Annotated in this window: 10 protein-coding genes; 4 read left to right on the forward strand and 6 right to left on the reverse strand. The window is 49.4% G+C overall.

Annotated elements, in window-relative coordinates; translation table 11 throughout:
- The first annotated feature begins 180 nt into the window (after nucleotides 1-180).
- The gene (locus tag BZG13_RS10285) at nucleotides 181-4,950 is read left to right on the forward strand and encodes an alpha-1,6-glucosidase domain-containing protein (RefSeq protein ID WP_158074883.1); all 4,770 of its coding nucleotides are present in this window, start codon (nucleotides 181-183) and stop codon (nucleotides 4,948-4,950) included.
- A gap of 274 nt (nucleotides 4,951-5,224) precedes the next feature.
- Here BZG13_RS10285 and BZG13_RS10290 read toward each other — a convergent pair whose 3' ends face one another.
- The 3 genes from BZG13_RS10290 to BZG13_RS10300 form a co-directional block, all read right to left on the reverse strand.
- A complete protein-coding gene (locus BZG13_RS10290) occupies nucleotides 5,225-7,312 on the reverse strand; it encodes a methyl-accepting chemotaxis protein (RefSeq protein ID WP_077486553.1) in 2,088 nt (695 codons plus the stop codon).
- Nucleotides 7,313-7,781: 469 nt separating this feature from the next.
- Complete coding sequence (locus tag BZG13_RS10295) at nucleotides 7,782-8,345, reverse strand: PhnA domain-containing protein (RefSeq protein WP_069362937.1); 564 nt, start codon at nucleotides 8,343-8,345, stop codon at nucleotides 7,782-7,784.
- Between the two features lie 186 nt (nucleotides 8,346-8,531).
- Nucleotides 8,532-9,923, reverse strand: coding sequence for an L-cystine transporter (locus BZG13_RS10300; RefSeq protein WP_077486554.1), 1,392 nt, complete (start codon nucleotides 9,921-9,923; stop codon nucleotides 8,532-8,534).
- Nucleotides 9,924-10,329: 406 nt separating this feature from the next.
- Here BZG13_RS10300 and BZG13_RS10305 point away from each other — a divergent pair, with 406 nt between their 5' ends.
- Both BZG13_RS10305 and BZG13_RS10310 read left to right on the forward strand, forming a co-directional pair.
- The gene (locus BZG13_RS10305) at nucleotides 10,330-10,962 is read left to right on the forward strand and encodes a TetR/AcrR family transcriptional regulator (RefSeq protein WP_077458870.1); all 633 of its coding nucleotides are present in this window, start codon (nucleotides 10,330-10,332) and stop codon (nucleotides 10,960-10,962) included.
- Nucleotides 10,963-11,046: 84 nt separating this feature from the next.
- Nucleotides 11,047-11,952, forward strand: coding sequence for an alpha/beta hydrolase (locus BZG13_RS10310; protein WP_077486579.1), 906 nt, complete (start codon nucleotides 11,047-11,049; stop codon nucleotides 11,950-11,952).
- 25 nt (nucleotides 11,953-11,977) lie between these two features.
- On the opposite strand, the gene BZG13_RS10315 is transcribed toward BZG13_RS10310, so the two are convergent.
- Complete coding sequence (locus BZG13_RS10315) at nucleotides 11,978-13,330, reverse strand: TldD/PmbA family protein (protein WP_077486555.1); 1,353 nt, start codon at nucleotides 13,328-13,330, stop codon at nucleotides 11,978-11,980.
- Entirely contained in the window at nucleotides 13,327-14,715 is a 1,389-nt protein-coding gene (locus BZG13_RS10320) for a TldD/PmbA family protein (RefSeq protein ID WP_069362941.1), read from the reverse strand. The genes BZG13_RS10315 and BZG13_RS10320 overlap by 4 nt, the downstream gene beginning before the upstream one ends.
- 212 nt (nucleotides 14,716-14,927) lie before the next feature.
- Here BZG13_RS10320 and BZG13_RS10325 point away from each other — a divergent pair, with 212 nt between their 5' ends.
- Nucleotides 14,928-15,902, forward strand: a complete 975-nt coding sequence (locus tag BZG13_RS10325; RefSeq protein WP_077486556.1) for a CobW family GTP-binding protein — start codon at nucleotides 14,928-14,930, stop codon at nucleotides 15,900-15,902.
- A 95-nt stretch (nucleotides 15,903-15,997) separates the two neighbouring features.
- Here the strand turns inward: BZG13_RS10325 and BZG13_RS10330 are convergent, their stop codons facing one another.
- Nucleotides 15,998-17,146 carry a fatty acid desaturase gene (locus BZG13_RS10330; RefSeq protein WP_077486557.1) on the reverse strand — a complete coding sequence of 383 codons (1,149 nt, stop codon included), beginning with the start codon at nucleotides 17,144-17,146 and terminating at the stop codon, nucleotides 15,998-16,000.
- Nucleotides 17,147-17,169 lie beyond the last annotated feature (23 nt).

Raw genomic sequence — 17,169 nt, forward strand, 5'->3', positions numbered from 1 at the left:
ATTTCTATTCTTATATCAGGTTGTAATAGTGAAGAAACGACTCAAACTGATAAGATAAATAAAGATACAAATATCGCTTCACCAACAATAGAGGGAAACGATATCAATGAGCAGAATAATAGCCAGGAATCACAAAATAAGGAGAAAAACGAGACTAATCTACCTAACAATCACACCGCTATGGTGCACTTGTTTGAATGGCGCTGGGAAGACGTCGCTCAAGAGTGTGCCTATTTAGGACAAAAGGGCTTTAGCGCTGTACAGGTATCGCCGCCTAATGAGCATATCATTGGCGGTACCTGGTGGACGCGTTATCAACCGGTTAGCTACCGTCTTAACTCACGTAGTGGGAATCGCGATCAGTTCATTGATATGGTCAATACGTGTAAAGAGCATGGCGTTGATATTTATGCTGATTTGGTCATTAACCATACCGCTGACATCACCGATGAGCTGCACTTCCCTGATTGGGGAGAGAATGGTACTGACGTTGGATTAATTGATAAGGATGGAAGGGCGATTGGTACGGCAGGTAGTCAGTTTGAGCGTCGTGAACATCTCCAAGGCATGCTTAGACCAGACAACCCGTTTTTTGATGGTGATAGTCGTTTTTCTGCAGAGCTTGGCCATTATCACCAGTACCATATGCCTAAAAATGCCGATCGTAACTGTACGATTGATGGTAAAGATTACCACAGCGGTGAGAATCCAGATGATGGGACTTGGCGCGTTCAGCATTGTGACCTAAGTGGTTTACCGGATTTAAATACCGCTGATCCGCATGTACAGCAAGTCATCGCCGCCTATATTGATGAGTTAATTGCGCTTGGAGTGAAAGGCTTTCGGGTTGATGCAGCAAAACATATCGCCGTTGATGATTTAAGCGCTATCTTGGACCGAGTCACACAGCGGGAACAGGCCTACTTTTTTTCTGAAGTGATCGACACGCGTAATGAAGAATCTGTGCGTTCACAGCAATACACGCCTATTGCCGCCGTTGAAGAGTTTCGTTATGGCCAACAAATCGCCCGGGTTTTTACCGAGGGCAATTTACATTGGTTAAAAACATTTGGCAGTGATTGGAAAGAAATATATACACCTAGCGATAAAGCTGTGGTATTTCTTGACAACCATGATAATCAGCGTGGGCATGGCGCTGGTGGCAGTATTCTCACTCACCAAAGCAATTCTGAATATGCCAATATTTATGACCTTGCGAATGTATTTATGCTGGCGTGGGATTATGGCTACCCTCGAGTAATGTCCAGTTATGCCTTTACTAACAGTGAGTTGGGGCCACCAGAGAAAGACGTTCACCAAGCTGATGGTCGCTTAGCCTGTTTTGCTGGTGAGCCTTGGGTGTGCGAGCACCGTTGGCGAGCGATTGCGAATATGGTGGCCTTTCGACAAGATGTCCGACAAGCACCGATCAGCCACTGGTATAATGGTGCGAAAAATCAAATTGCGTTTGCGCGTGAAGGGCGCGGTTTTGTTGCGATTAATCATAGCAAGCAGCCATTTTCGCTCAGTCAACTACAAACAAGCTTACCAGCAGGACAATACTGTAATGTGATTGAGGCGGAAATAGACGATTGTGCGGATCATCAAGTGACGGTTGATAAGAAAGGTCGAATTGATAATGTTACTGTGGGTCCACAAAAGGCCTTAGCTATTCACCTAGCAAGTCGAGTTAAGTCGACTGAAAGTGATGAGGACATAGCCGAGGAACAAGACAATAATGGCCAAGATAACCATGATCAAGCAGGCAGTGATCAGACTGGCAATGATCAAGGCTCTGACAAAGAGGACGATGCGGCTGAGGATGATCAGCAAACGCAACCGGACCAAACCGATGATGATCAAGAGGCCAGTGATCAAGAGCAATCGAGTGATGATGGCCAATCTAACACTGTGGTTAACCCACTAAGTGAGACTCTCGCTCGAGGTCATTGGGTCGATAAAGAGACACTAGTGTGGCACGGTATTGACACTCATTCTATTGATCAAGTCACCCTGTATTATTCAGACAATGCGACTTTGCGTATCGAGCAAGATAAATTGCAAGGGTACGATGGTAAAATAGAGTTAACTCCAGTGTCTTATGCGGGCACGGAATGTCAACCAGTTGAAGAAGACTGTCGCTTTGGTTATCTCGACGGCCCAGCTTATCAAATAACGTTACCTGAGGAACTCTCGCTACAATCGCTATTAAAAAGGCAACATTTGTTAGCCGGTTATAAAGATGGGCAATTGGTTCACTATGATCGGGTGCAACTCGCAGGCGTTTTAGATGCGTTGTACGCGAATCGAGACGATCAGAATAGCGCTTATCATCAAACTTTGGGCGTAAGTTATCACGGCAATGAGGTGGAGTTTGCTTTGTGGGCACCTCTGGCACAGCATGTTAGTTTGGAAATTCGCCCACAGTTAACCGAAAATAGCCGTGAAATAACGCTAAAAGAAGACAAAAGCACCGGAATTTGGTCAACGCGTTTACCAAAAGATGAAGCCAATAGACATTATTATCGTTACCATATTGAGCAAGTTCGCTTTGATACTCAGCACTTACAGCAAGTGGTAGTTAGTGACCCTTACTCGGTCAACGTGTCTGCTAATGGTGAGTTTAGCCAAGCACTAGACCTCGCCGACCCACAGCTATTCCCAGATGGTTGGGACTCAGTAAAACGTCCAGTCGTTGCCAACCCGACAGATCTCAGCATCTATGAAGCCCACGTGCGTGACTTTAGTGCGCGTGATCAATCAACGCTGGAGCTTTCTCCTGGTGGGCAAGATTACCGAGGTAAATACTTAGCCTTTACGTTGCAAAATAGCGAGCCTGTTCAGCATTTACAGAGCTTAGCTGATGCGGGATTGACTACCTTACATTTGTTACCGATTAACAACCTTGGGTCAATCAATGAAGATCCTAACCAGCGCATTGATGTCCGTCAGACCCTTGGTCAATTATGTCAACTGCTAGAGGCACAACCAGAACATAATAATGCTTTTGGTCAGCAGTTATGTGCGAGCGAACCAACCAACCAGCCACTACTCGATGTATTTGCAGGTTTTGAGCCGACTAGCTCTGATGCCAATAATCTGTGGCAACTTATGCGCGGGCTGGATAGCTATAACTGGGGTTATGATCCATTCCACTTTAATGTACCAGAAGGCAGCTATGCCAGTGATGCCAATGGACCAGCGCGTGTGATTGAAACACGGCAGATGATTCAAGCCATCCATAAGATGGGACTAACAGTGGCGTTGGACGTGGCTTATAACCACACGTATGCCGCTGGCCCTGATAGTCAGCACTCCGTGTTAGATAAAGTGGTGCCGAGTTATTACCATCGTCTCAATCCATCAACGGGGGCGATAGAAAACTCAACCTGTTGCGATAACACCGCCACAGAGTGGGCAATGATGGAAAAACTGATGGTCGATTCGATCAAGGTGTGGTCCGAGTATTATCACATTGATGCGTTCCGTTTTGATCTGATGGGTCATATACCACTAAAAGCGGGATTACGCGCACGTGAAGCAGTACAAGCTATTTATCCTGAGACTTATTTTTACGGCGAAGGGTGGAATTTTGGTGAAGTAAAAAATGATGCGCGTTTTAGACAAGCCACGCAGCTCAATAAGGCGGGCACGGGAATAGGGACGTTTAACGATCGCCTTCGTGAAGCAGTACGTGAAGGTGGTATCTTCGCTACACCTTGGGAAAATGGGCATGCGTTAAATGTGGTGCGTTATGGCTTGCTCGGCAATTTGCGCAGTAATCAGTTGCCGATTGATGGTGGTATTCGTGGTGAGGATTATCTCTGGAACGGCCAGATAACCGGTTACAGTTTAGAGCCTAATGAAACCGTCAACTATGTTTCTAAACACGATAACCCCACCTTATGGGATAATTTTGCTGAAACCCTACCTAATATGGATACGGCACAGCGTGTAAAAGTGCAGCAAATTGCGATGGCTTATCCGTTATTGGCCCAAGGGATCCCATTTATTCATATGGGACAAGACTTGTTACGCTCTAAATCGATGGATCGCGACAGCTATAACTCAGGTGACTGGTTTAACTACGTTGATTTTACGCAGAAAACCAATAACTGGAATGTTGGTCTACCGTCGTGTGAGAAAAACAGCGCAAGGTGTGGTAGCGCACACGATCGCTGGGACATGATTCTTGATAGAATAGAGCAAGATCCAAATGGCCCCAGCCCTCAAGATATTACTCAAACCCATGAATGGTTGAAAACTTTATTACAAGTGCGCAGCACAACGCCGTTATTGCGTTTAGCCACCGCTCAGCAAATTAATGATCAAGTACGTTTTCATAATGTCAGTGGTCAAAATGGCCTAGTGGTAATGCAAATCACCGCCAGCACAGTGCCAACGGAAAACCAACAGGATCAGCCCCATCAAGCGGTGGTGGTACTGATCAATAACAGTGCAGCAGGGCAAGATTTTGACCTAGCCAACACGCAAGGCCAGCCTTACCGGTTACATCCAGCGCTTGCCGCGAGTCAACACGCCTCAGCGCATGCAACCTTTACCAATGGCACCTTTAGCATACCGGCGTTTAGCGCCAGTGTGTTTGTGGTTGAAAAAGGACAAGAAGTCACTGATTGCTCTCAATCGCTCTATCTACGTGGTTCAATGAATGATTGGTCAGTGGAAAATAGTGCTCAGTGTGTCGGCGTTGAGCATTATCGTACTATGCCGATCTCTGTCGCCGCTGGTGACAGCCATGAGTTCAAATTTGCTAATGATGATTGGTCTCATGAAGTTAATGCTTGGATTTATCAACCGCATCCGCAATCTTTACCTTTAGCTAAGACGAGTGATGGTAACTTCAGTGTTCACTTTGCCGAAGCTGGCGACTATGTATGGTGGTTAGATAGATCACAAGAAACACCCGTTGTTGGTGTTTTTAAGCAATAGGTCTCTGAGCAAAATACAGCATCGCGAATAGATACAAAAGCTAGCTTTATGACGAAGCTAGCTTTTTATTTATTTTTAGCAAGGACAAGACACCGAACTATGGCCAAACCTGGTGTACAGCTACCAAAGCTGTGTCCTGCTGGCTTCCCTCCGTTTCGCGAACACCATCAGAAATAAGGCTGTAGCTAAGATAACGAAATGATCGAGTTACTATGTTTGAAAAAAAGGGCACCAGTAATGGGTGCCCTTTTTGCGATCAAGAGAGTGCGCCGGATTAGACTTTGAACGTCTCGACCAGCTGACGGATGGTGGTGGCTTCTTGGTTCAGCGTCTGGTTTGCGCCCTGCGCTTGCTCACTGAGTGACAAGGTTTGTTCAATACGTTGTGAAAGGGCTTGGATATTTTCGGCCACCTGCTGAGAGACGGCACTTTGCTCCWCCGCCGCGCCTGCGGTTTGATAATTGATATCGCCTAGCTGCTGCACCAAATCAACAATCTCGGTTAAGGTCTCCTGCACGGAAACACTTGCTTGATAACCCTCCGCCGCACCACGTTCACCTTGTTGGATGACGGCTTCAATATCGGTCAGTAGTTGGTTGAAGGTCTCAAGCGTCGAGACGATTTGGTCGACAGATTTTTGTGAATGCTGGGCCAAGGCGCGCACCTCGTCAGCGACCACCGCAAATCCTCTACCAGCTTCACCGGCGCGTGCCGACTCAATCGCGGCATTGAGCGCTAATAAATTGGTTTGATCTGAAATGCCGCGAATGTCGTCGAGCAATGTGGCAATGTCGGTACCGCTGGTTTTGACTTCGCTAACAAAACTGTTGGCTTTTTGCAGATCCGTATTGGCGGTTTGGTTGCGTGCCACATTATTAGCAACATTCTCCATGCACTGATTCAGCGATGAGACGACTGCGGCGTTTTTCTCTTTGGAGGCTTCAGAGTTGGTTGCCACATCTTTTGAGGTCGCGGTCAGTTGCTCCATTGCCGTCGCGGCTTGGTGTAATGTCTCGGTATTATCAGACAGGGCTTGGTGGGCATCGGTGATGGCGTTATTGGCGGTCGTTGATGTGTCGGACAAACGTCCACCCGCTTGTTGAATTTGTCCCACCATTGATTGCAGCGCATCCAGCATCTGATTGACTGAGTGTTTAATCCGATCAATCTCGGTTTGACCGTTAACCGACAAGCGTTGAGTTAAGTCACCACCACCTTGGGCTATCGCTTGGATAGAGTGTTCTACGCTGGTCAATGGTGCTAATTGGCGTTTGATAACGACTTGAATGATCCCAAAAGCGAGAATAAGGACGAGGCCACTCACCCAATAAATGGTGTTTTGAATATCGCTTTCGGCGTTAGTCATCATCTGATTCAGTTGTGTGACGGGTGCCATCGCGGCTTGTTTGGGGGTCACAATCATCACTGACCACGTCTGAGACATATTGCCAAACTCGATCGGTTGCGACACATAAAAGTGCGAATCGGTTTGTTTGAATTGGTTTGTTGCGTTCTGGCTTAGAAGGTTAGAAAGTGGTTGGTAAGCAGGAGAGGAAAGTCCCGAGACCGCAGCGCCATGTTGAATGTGTTGATCGGTACTAGCCACAATCCGACCATCTTGACTGATAACAAATAGTTCCCCGTCATTATCGGCGCGTTTGGCTAAGAGTGATTGGATTTGCGAGGTTTTGAGCGTACTTCCCACCATAGCAACCGTTTTATCAAAGCGAAAAACGGGAGTTGTCACATCGAACACCGTTTGCGTCTTACCATTAATCTGAGTCGTTCTTGGATCAGTAATACAATCTTTTTGGGTGCTCACTGGGCATTGATACCAAGGATTGGTTTCAGAGAAATTTTGTGCAGCGGTAAGGCGCATTTCCCCGTTTTCATCCACTGACACCGACGGCACATAGCGGCCATCCGCTGCACTGGTTGGATCGCCGTAGTAAAAAGCATCGGCGCCTAAGACGTTTTTTTGCCACTCGGTATAGATGTTGTGCCATTCAGGTTGGCGTTTCAAAATCGAATACATGATCCGAGGAATATCATCTCGGTCGAGGATCCGGGCTGATTTATTCTTTTCCGCTTCTGACGTATATATCTGAGCAATAGTTCGCACCGTATCGAGCGGAGAAGCGATGTAGGCATGAATCTCTTCACTGAGTGCTGTTGCCCGGTTCTGCATTTTTATCACTTGATCACGCTTTACGTTTTCAGTGACCTGGGATGACATAGCCGACTGGCTGCTATTCAGCGTTGATAAAGAAACCGCACTCACTGCCCCAAGACCGATCAGAACGATGGACGAGGCAGCCAAACTTATCCGTTGACTTATAGAAAGGTTACGCAACTTTTTCATAATCACTATCCGCACAAAGAAAACCGCACAAAGAAATATTCTGAGTCGTCGAGTGGCGAGACAATGGCGTCGTGCGAAATGTGATGGCACAACGGGTAGCGCGCCGACGGAGACGATAATTGACACTAGTGTTACTTAAATAAGAAAAGGGCACATCCTCCTTATTTAACGGCATGAGGGAGGAATGCAATTTCTCGCTGACTTGCGAATGTCCTATGATCTGTCTCATATTTTTATGGGAACAGCGGAGAGCAAATAAGGCTGAGATCTCAATTCTTATTACTGAAGCGGGGACTATAAAGCCGTAGTTCACATTTCTTCTATGTGTTGTTTGGGGCGTAGGTAAAAGGCGTAGGTTTAAAAATAGCGATGAGGAAGGCGTGACGTTTTACAGTGTAAACTGTGCGGAGGCGTGATTAACGCGGCGCCGCTAGGACGCCGCGTTGGAGTATCAAGACAGTCCACCCTTTTATTTACGGCGGCAGAACTCCGCAATCACAAACAGGGTTTGGCCGTTGACTTTGCCCTGCACATGGGTCGGATCGTCGGTCAAGTTAATGCCGCGGATCACCGTGCCTTGTTTGATCACTTGGCTTGAGCCTTTAACGGGCAAATCTTTAATCACGGTCACGTCGTCGCCTTTTTGCAGTGCGACACCGTTAGCGTCCAGCACTTTGACTTCTTCGATATCTTGCCCCGTTTCTGCCCACTTACGGACATCGTCTTCCATGTACATCATGTCGAGATTATCTTGAGCCCAGCTTTCACTAGAAAGACGAGAAAGTTGACGATAGGCAACGACTTGAACCGCCGGCTCTTGGCTCCACATGCTCTCGCTTAGACAACGCCAGTGGTTCACATCGATATTGTCTGGATGTTGAAGCTGATCGTGACACGTGCCACAAACCAATACGCAACTGTTTGCTGTGGTGTCGGGCGAGTAAGGGACGTCATACACAGATAAGTTGTCCTGGCTGGCGCATAGTTCACATTGGCCGCCACTGCGCGCCTGAAGCGTTTGTTCAATACTCATGTTTTATCTCACAACGGGCAGGAATGTCCCTGCATTAACAATGAGGCAGAGTGTAATCGCTGACATAAATTCTTACAAGTTGTAAGGGATTAGGTCATCGCATGACGTTGCTTTATGTAGGCTCAGTACGAACACAAAAATGCCACGCATGGGCGTGGCATGGGTAACGTTTATTGTTTTCAATAATTAGGCATTTGCCGTGTCTTGCTTTACCACTTCATGGTGATCGAAGATGGTCTTATCTTGGCCACCGGTCAATCGAGAGGTGAGGGTACCGGCCGTCATTGAGCCGCTCACGTTCACAGCGGTACGACCCATATCGATTAATGGTTCGATAGAAATCAACAGACCCGCTAGCGCGACTGGCATATCTAGTGCCGAGAGTACAATCAGTGCCGCAAAGGTCGCGCCGCCGCCCACACCGGCAATCCCGAATGAACTGACAGTGACAATCGCAACCAAGGTGGCGATAAAGCCCGGATCGAGTGGGTTGATACCAATGGTGGGCGCAATCATCACCGCCAGCATGGCAGGATACAGACCGGCACAGCCATTTTGACCCATGGTGGCACCAAATGAGGCAGAGAAATTGGCGCTGGCCGGATCGTTACCCAAGTTCTTCATTTGTGAATCGATATTGAGCGGAATCGTGGCCGCGCTTGAGCGAGACGTAAAGGCGAATGTCAGCACCGGGAGCACTTTTTTCAGATATTGAATTGGGCTCATACCAACAAGGCCAATCAATACCAGATGCATCACTAGAATGGCACCTAAGCCCACATAGGAGGCGGCGACAAAATTGGCCAGCTCAAGAATTTCACTGACGTTTGAGCCAGCCACCACTTTGCTCATCAAAGCCAAAATACCGTAGGGTGTGAGGCCGATGATCATACGTACGAGCGTGCGCACTAACTCCTGAGCCACATCCATAAAGCGTTCAAAACGCTCGCCAAGTTCAGGCTGAGTGCGTGAAAGCGCCACTCCGGCTATACCCACTAGCGCAGAGAAAATCACTACAGCGATGGTTGAAGTCGGACGGCTGCCGGCCAAATCTGCAAATGGGTTTTGCGGGAAGAAAGAGATAACCATATCAGCCAGTGACAGGTTTTCAACGGTACCCAGGCGTTCTTCAAGTGCAGCCCCGCGTGCCATTTCTTGCGCACCTTGCACGATATCTTGCGCAGACAATCCAAATAGACTGCTGACGAACACGCCAATGAGCGCGGAAGCAGCGGTGGTAGCAAGTAAAATGCCGATGTTTAAGCTAGAGATTTCGCCTAAAGAGCCTGAGTCTTTCACTTTCAAAATCGCGCCAATAATCGACACGGTAATCAACGGCATGATGATCATTTTGAGTAGGCTGACATAACCGGAGCCGACGATATTGATGTAGTTGATGGTTTCGCGCGTGATAGCGCCGTCAGCACCGTATAACGCTTGCAGCGCAGCACCGAACGCAACCCCCATGCCGAGGCCGGTAAACACGCGTGTGGATAAGGATTTTTGTTGCTTGTGCAATTTGACAAGCACCGCCAGCAGCAGCGCAAAAGCAATCAGGTTTAAAAGGATAACTGTCATAATCGGCGTTCCAACCTAGAGAATTATAATGATTTGAATGCCTAACCCCGTTTAAACGTATTAAAGAGTTAGTGATTGGTTGGCATCATATGCCGGAAGGTGCATGCAATGAAGACCTATGTCACATTATTACTAGATAAAAAAAGCACTTGTTAAAACTAAAAAGAATATGGAATGTGGTTTCAGCAATTTTTGTCGATAAATTGCGCAACCTCATGAAAATGCGCTTTCTTACACACCTTACGGTGGTGGAGAAGGCAAACAGATCCACATATCGACTGGATAAAAACGAACGTTCGTACTATTAATGGATAGACGGTTGCGGTAAGGTAATAAACGTTGACTGCCAAGGTGCCCTGGCGTAGTCATTTGGTTTTTAGCAATCCGTTTTTGAAGGTTTAATGAGATGGGCGTATCTAGTGAACCGACGTACTCGCTCTCGAAACGTGAGCAAACCAGGTTGCGTATTCTCGAAGCCGCGTTTGAGTCAGCCAGCGTGTATGGATTGGAAAGCTTGACGATTGGTAGCTTGGCGCGCGACGTAAAAATGTCAAAAAGCGGGCTATTTGCCCATTTCAACTCGCGTGAAAACTTACAAATCGCGGTGGTGCATTTTGCTGGTGATCGCTTTGTCGAGCGGGTGATTAGCCCGAGTCGCGAAGCTGACCATGCGAGTATTGAGGCCAAATTGCAACATTTGCTGCGTAATTGGATGGGTTGGCATCAGCACTTTCAGGGTCAGTGCTTATTTTTAGATGCGTGGCATGAGCAGCGTGCGAGCAATGATCCCATCCATCAGGCGTTGCAGCGCGTCACCCGTCAATGGCTTGACTACCTGGCCGCACAGTTTGAAAAGGGCAAGCAAGCCGGCGAATTTCGCGCCGACCTTGATACCTGGCAAGCTGTCTATCAGTTGTATGGGCACTATTTGAGTAGCCAGTTATTTCTGCGTTTGTCACTCGAATCGCCGGAAGGGACACGCTTTTGGCATGGTGTCGAGCAGTTGCTCGCGCAAAGCCGCCGCGAATGTTCCCGATAAGAATGAACATTGTGTCGGTATCGAACCAACGATATTTTTCAGTATAAAAACGAACACTCGTTCGATTTTAAGGATTCAATGACCATGAGTAAAAAAGTGTATTTTTCAACGCCGGGCCGCTTTAGCGCCAAACGTTCTCTCGTGGGGGCGGTGAGCCGGTGTCATCACCGCTTGGCACCTCGCCATGCTAAAAAAGTCGCACGAAAACTCTTTCTCACCCCAACACGCAGTCCTATGGTGAACGCAGAGCCTGAAGGCGTGGTGCGCTCTCGAGTGCAAAGCCAAGAAGGAGAGCTACAAATGTATAGCCTTGGCGCTGGGCCAACCTGGTTGCTGACGCATGGTTGGTCGGGATCCGCCAGTCAGTTCTTTCCACTCATGGCACATATCGCGTCACTAGGCTTTCGTACGGTCGCATTTGATCATCCAGCACACGGTCAAAGTGGCGGGGAAGAAAGCCACATTCCCGGCTTTGTGCAGGCGATCAATGATGTATTAGATCAAGTCGATAATGTGTCTGGGGTGATTGCGCATAGTATGGGCGCTGCCGCGGTGTTGGAAAGCGAGCACCCTCAGGTGGATGATTTACCGCTCTTTTTGGTCGCCCCCGTGCTGAATTATCGTGAAAATTTATATGCCTCGGTCCGTAAATCGGGGTATTCACTGAAGCTGTTTGATGAAATTGTCCAAGAAGTGGGTGAGCAGCACGGTTATCCAATCGAGACCATTGAGCCGCTAGAAAAATTGTCGCGCCGCCGCCATCCGGTGGTGATTGCCCACGACAAAAATGATCGTTTTGCCTCCTTTGCCGTCACCGAAAAAGCCACTGACTACCCGCATGTGACTGTGCTAGCCACCGAAGGGTTAGGGCATGGGCGTATTCTGACTAGTGACGTCGCCATGCAGGCATTTACCGACTTAGCGGCGAAGATGAACCCCGCGGTACAAAGTGTTGAAGCACAAACTGAGAATAAAAAGGCATCGGCCTAAGCCGATACCTTTGCAGGGTTCGCCATTACTCGCCGGCGATGGATAAGCGGGCAAAGCGGATGCGTGGCGCGAAGAAGGCGCCATCATAGTTGGGTAACACGGTATTACCGATAGCATCTATCTCATTGAGCATGGTATAGAAGTTACCAGCCACTGTGATCCCGCGAACCGGACGAACGCGTTTTCCCTCTCGGCAAACAAACCCACTTGCACCGAAAGAGAAATCGCCACTGATGGCATTCGCGCCTGAATGCACACCTTGTAGTGACACCAACTCAAGGTATTCACCGGCATGCACGTCTGCATCACTGTGTTGACCTGCGGCAATCACATCATGACGAGACGTAACATCCAAACCGCCTTTGGGGCTGCGGCCTGCGTTAGCCGTATGGGGAACACCAAAATGCTGCGCCGTGGCACTGTTGTGTAAAAAGCCGACTAAGACGCCGTTTTCAATCAAAGGCGTATCGGCGGTGGCAAAGCCTTCGCTATCAAACGCTTTAATACGCATCCCGCCATCAAGCCTTGCCACATCGGTGATAGTGAGCGCCGTATCCGCAACGGGCTTGCCGACTTTTTCACGCCACGGGTTGGTTCCGCGCTTGGCGGCATCGCCGGAGAAACAGCTGCCAAAGGCGCCCAGCAATTCGCTGAGACAGTCATGCTCAAAAATCACCGGATACGAACCCGTTTTCACTGGGCCACCCTCGAGCAAGGCGTCAGCGGTTTGGTAGGCCAGTTGGGTCGCATGGGCGAGATCTAGATCAGCAAAGCGGCGTGATACTGACGCGCCCAGATGCATCGCTTGCTTACCGTCGTGATTGAGCAGTGCTGCGGTGTAGCAACTAAAGCTACGCTCACTGTGATAGCAGCGCGTGCCTAGAGTATTGGCAAGCAACTGAAATTGGGTTTGCTCACTGTACCCATTGTAGGGCGCCCCCGTTGCGCGGGGTTGACTGATTACATCTTGCTCAAGGGCAAGCGCTAACGCGATCTTGTCTTCAATCGGGGTGCTATCTGCTTGCAGTAAGCTAGGATCTTGCTGATCAATGTGCTGCCCCTCAGCGCGAATTTGCTGATCGGAATCGGCTTTGGTAAAGCTTGCGTTAGTCAGTGCGGCGTTCACCATGCTGGCCAAACTGTCGCTATCTAGCGATTCTGAGTAGCTGGTGGCAACTTGATCCCCTTTGATGACACGTACGCCAATCACTTGACCGGCGGTGACTTTGTGCTCAGAGAGATCGCCTTGGTCGGCTTTGAGTGACAAGCTTTCGCTGGCATTGGCAATCACGTCTGCTTGCGCACCTTGCTGTTTCACCAAGCTGAGGACCTGATCGACGGCATCGCTTAGGGTTGCTTTAATGGTTGGCTCACTCATGCGTTACCGCCTCCTACTAGGATGTTATCGACTTTCAATGCAGGTTGGCCCACGGTGGTGGGGACGGCGCCGCTTACCGAACCACACATGCCGGCGGCAAGAGCAAGATCTTTGCCGACCATGCTGATTTCTTTAAGCACCTTAGGCCCCGTACTGATTAAGGTGGCAGATTTGAGTGGCGCGGTGATTTGGCCATCTTCTACCAAATAGGCTTCTTGCACCGCAAAGTTAAACTCGCCGGTGCCGGGCTGTACTGAGCCACCCCCCATTTTCTTGGCATAGATGCCACGCTCCATCGAGCCAATCATGGCGTCTAAGCTGTCGTTACCGGGCTCAATAAAGGTGTTTCGCATCCGCGAGGTCGGTGCGAATTTATAAGACTCACGTCGGCCAGAGCCGGTGCGCGCATAACCGGTTTTCAGGCTACCCATATGATCGACCATAAACGAGGTGAGCTTACCGTCTTTGATCAACTGGGTATGCTGGGTTTCCATGCCTTCATCATCGATGTTGATTGAGCCCCACGCATTCGCCAAGGTGCCATCGTCCACCGCACTCACCACGGGGCTGGCAATCATTTCGCCCATTTGGTCATGGAAGACGGAGGCCTGTTTCGCCACCGAGGTGGTTTCTAACAAGTGGCCACAGGCTTCGTGGAAAATTACGCCACCAAAACCGTTGCCAATCACCACCGGCATTTCGCCTGATGGACAGGCTTGGGCACCAAGCTTAACCAGCGCCTGTCGTGCGACACGCTCGCCCATCTCAACCGGATCGATATCCTGGTGGAATTCCCAGCCTGTCAGCGCACCGGGAGCATCAAAGCCCGTTGACTGCTCCTCACCGTTCGTGGCGACCGCTGTAGCGGCAATACGGGTGTAGTGGCGGGTATCTGTGACATGCAGGCCATGAGAGTTAAAAATTTCGACCTGTTGCTCACGTTGGCCGACACGACCAATAATTTGGGCAATTTTATCGCTCTCGGCACGAATGCGCGTATCTACTTGGCGTAAGAACGCCACTTTATCGGCCACATGTTGATCAGACGATAACGGCTCAGACACGGGGTGCTTGTCATTTAAATGGGATAAATTGAGCGGCCCAGCGGTGGCAATTTGATCGCGCTTGTCGCGCGCGCACAGCAAGCTGGTGACTTTTTTCAATTGTTCTTCATCGCGGCTGTTGGTATAGCCATAAAGCACTTTATGACCGAAGAACAACCGGATACCAATACCAAAATCAATCCCTGAGCTCACTTTATCCACCTCACCAGACAACAGCTCCACGTTGCCTGAGTGATGGCGTTCGACAAAGAGTTCGGCGAAATCCGCGCCTAAAAACAGAGCATGGTCAATCACCGACTTTGCCGTTGATGGATTCAGCATACTTCCTCCTAAGAAGTGTGTTAGCGAACCTCTTATTCTACCAAGCTTTTATTGGTAATGATCACCACTTGCAGTGAGTGCATGATATTTCATCATTTTTTGTGCCATTCACTGAGCTACACATGGATACGTTCCATGTGCGTGACCAAAAGGCGACGCGTGTGGCGCAATCCGTTACACTACGCCGATACAAGTAACGAGCGGATAGAATCATGAGTCAGATCGCAGCCAACATTATCACTGGGTTTCTTGGCGTGGGGAAAACCACGGCGATTCGTCATTTACTGGCGAATAAACCCGAACATGAACGTTGGGCTATCTTGGTGAACGAATTTGGTGAGGTGGGTGTCGATGGCGCTATCCTCTCTGAACAAGGCGCGCTGGTAAAGGAAGTGCCGGGCGGATGCATGTGTTGTGTGGCTGGCTTACCCATGACGGTGGGGCTAAATACCTTGCTCGCCGAGCAGCCGGATCGGATTTTGATTGAGCCGACGGGACTGGGTCATCCTAAAGACATTATCGGTAAGCTGACTCAGCCGCCTTTCGATACCACCTTGTCGCTGAGCGCGACCATTACTTTGGTGGATCCGCGCTGTATTGATGATGTGCGCTATCGTGAAAATCAAAACTTTCATGATCAAATCGCGCTCGCGGATGTGGYGGTGGCCAACAAGCTTGACCAGTGTAGTGAGGCGCAAATCGCCACCTTTTATGATTATGTCGCCGCGTTTGATGGCGAGAAAAGCTTGGTCACCGGCGTTGAACAGGGCGTGCTCGAGACCGCGTGGCTTGCGTTACCGCGTCACGCTCGTCAAGCGCACTATCATCACCACCACAATGATGCCGAGCCCATGACCACGTTAGCACTGGGTCCGGACGATACCTATACCCGCAAAGAGAACCAAGGGCAGGGCTATGTCAGCTGCGGCTGGTTGTTTGCCGCGCACTGTTGCTTTCCGTTTGATGCTTTATACGGGCTATTGAGCAACATCAACGCCCAACGGATTAAAGCAGTGGTCAATACAGACGAGGGTTTTTACGCGTTTAACGTCGCCAATCAGGTGGTTACTGTGACACCTATGTCGATTAAACACGCCGAGTCGCGCATCGAAGTGATCGATACCGACGCCTTACCGTGGGATGAGCTGGAGTCGATCCTGCTTTCTTTTCTGACCCCGTCCCACTAAAGGGCATAAACAGAGCTTGCCAGAGATGCGTCCGTGCCCGCAAAAAAAAACCGGCCCAAGTGGCCGGTTTGGTGTGTGTCGCGTGCTCGTCGCGTCTAGCTAGCATATTTGGCGGTAAGCACCTGCCAGCTGCGTTTTTGTTGCTGAAAACGCACCTTTAAATCTTGGTATTGCTGGGTTAGCTCGGCGTTTTCGACTTTTTCGCGCAGCTTGTCACGCTCGAGCGCTAACAGCTGTTTTTTCAGTGTGTAGTAGTCCGCCATTTTGGCGACCAAGGCATCGTACTCTTGTTGTAAGATTTGCAAGCGATGCGCGGCATTAGGCTTATTGCTTAGCTTTTGCGTTGCCCGCTGAAGCTGCATTGTCGCACGCGCTTTTTCAATTTTCTCTTCGGGGGTCACGCGCAGCTTTTCCGCGAGACCCAGCCAAGACGCGGTTTTGATCAGCCATTTGGTAGGATCAAACTGCCACCAGCGAATGCCGTTACGGTAGTCATTCTCAAAAATATGGTGAAAATTGTGGTAGCCCTCGCCAAAGGTCATTAAGGCAAGCACGCCATTATCCCGCGCGGTATTTTTATCGGTATAAGGCTGGCTGCCCCACACATGCGCCAGTGAGTTAATGAAAAAGGTGGTGTGGTGGCTTAGCACCAATCGAGTAAAGCCGACCAGTAAAATCGCGCCCCAAACATCGCCATGGAGCAAACCAAACGCGATAGGGAAGCCAAAGTTGGTGGCTAGTGTTAGCGCAAGGTAGTGCTTGTGTTGCCACATCACGATCTTGTCTTTTTGCAGATCGCGGCAGTTGCTGTAATCGCCGTAACGGTTGGGGTGGTATTCACGCAGCATCCAGCCAAGGTGTGAGAACCAAAAGCCGCGTTTAGCGGAATAGGGGTCAACATCGTTGTCGTCGACATGGCGATGGTGAATGCGGTGATCCGACGACCAATGAAGCGCACTGTTTTGCAGTGCAAAGGCCCCACCAATGGCGAAGATAAAGCGCAGCACCGGATGGGCTTGATAGGTTTTGTGGGCCCACAACCGGTGATAGCCGGCGGTGATCGACAGGCCACAAAAGCTAAACGCAACAATCAGCGCGGTAATTTGCACCCAATCAAAGCCGTGATGCCACGCCCACAATGGTGTTCCAATCACTGCAATCAAAAACGTGAGGGTAAACACGCTAATGTTTAACCAGATTAAGCGTGGTTTCTGAGGGGGAGAGGTTGAAGCCTTAGTATCCATAACTCGTTATATTCATTTAAGCG

The sequence above is a fragment of the Salinivibrio sp. ML323 genome, assembly GCF_001995745.1.
Taxonomy (GTDB): Bacteria; Pseudomonadota; Gammaproteobacteria; order Enterobacterales; family Vibrionaceae; genus Salinivibrio; species Salinivibrio kushneri.

Excerpts from the sequence above, each read along its gene's own strand:
- BZG13_RS10285 (WP_158074883.1), top strand. The coding sequence starts at position 181 with ATGGTGCACTTGTTTGAATGGCGCTGGGAAGACGTCGCTCAAGAGTGT.
- BZG13_RS10295 (WP_069362937.1), bottom strand. The coding sequence starts at position 8,345 with ATGAGTATTGAACAAACGCTTCAGGCGCGCAGTGGCGGCCAATGTGAA.
- BZG13_RS10300 (WP_077486554.1), bottom strand. The coding sequence starts at position 9,923 with ATGACAGTTATCCTTTTAAACCTGATTGCTTTTGCGCTGCTGCTGGCG.
- BZG13_RS10305 (WP_077458870.1), top strand. The coding sequence starts at position 10,330 with ATGGGCGTATCTAGTGAACCGACGTACTCGCTCTCGAAACGTGAGCAA.
- BZG13_RS10310 (WP_077486579.1), top strand. The coding sequence starts at position 11,047 with ATGAGTAAAAAAGTGTATTTTTCAACGCCGGGCCGCTTTAGCGCCAAA.
- BZG13_RS10315 (WP_077486555.1), bottom strand. The coding sequence starts at position 13,330 with ATGAGTGAGCCAACCATTAAAGCAACCCTAAGCGATGCCGTCGATCAG.
- BZG13_RS10320 (WP_069362941.1), bottom strand. The coding sequence starts at position 14,715 with ATGCTGAATCCATCAACGGCAAAGTCGGTGATTGACCATGCTCTGTTT.
- BZG13_RS10330 (WP_077486557.1), bottom strand. The coding sequence starts at position 17,146 with ATGGATACTAAGGCTTCAACCTCTCCCCCTCAGAAACCACGCTTAATC.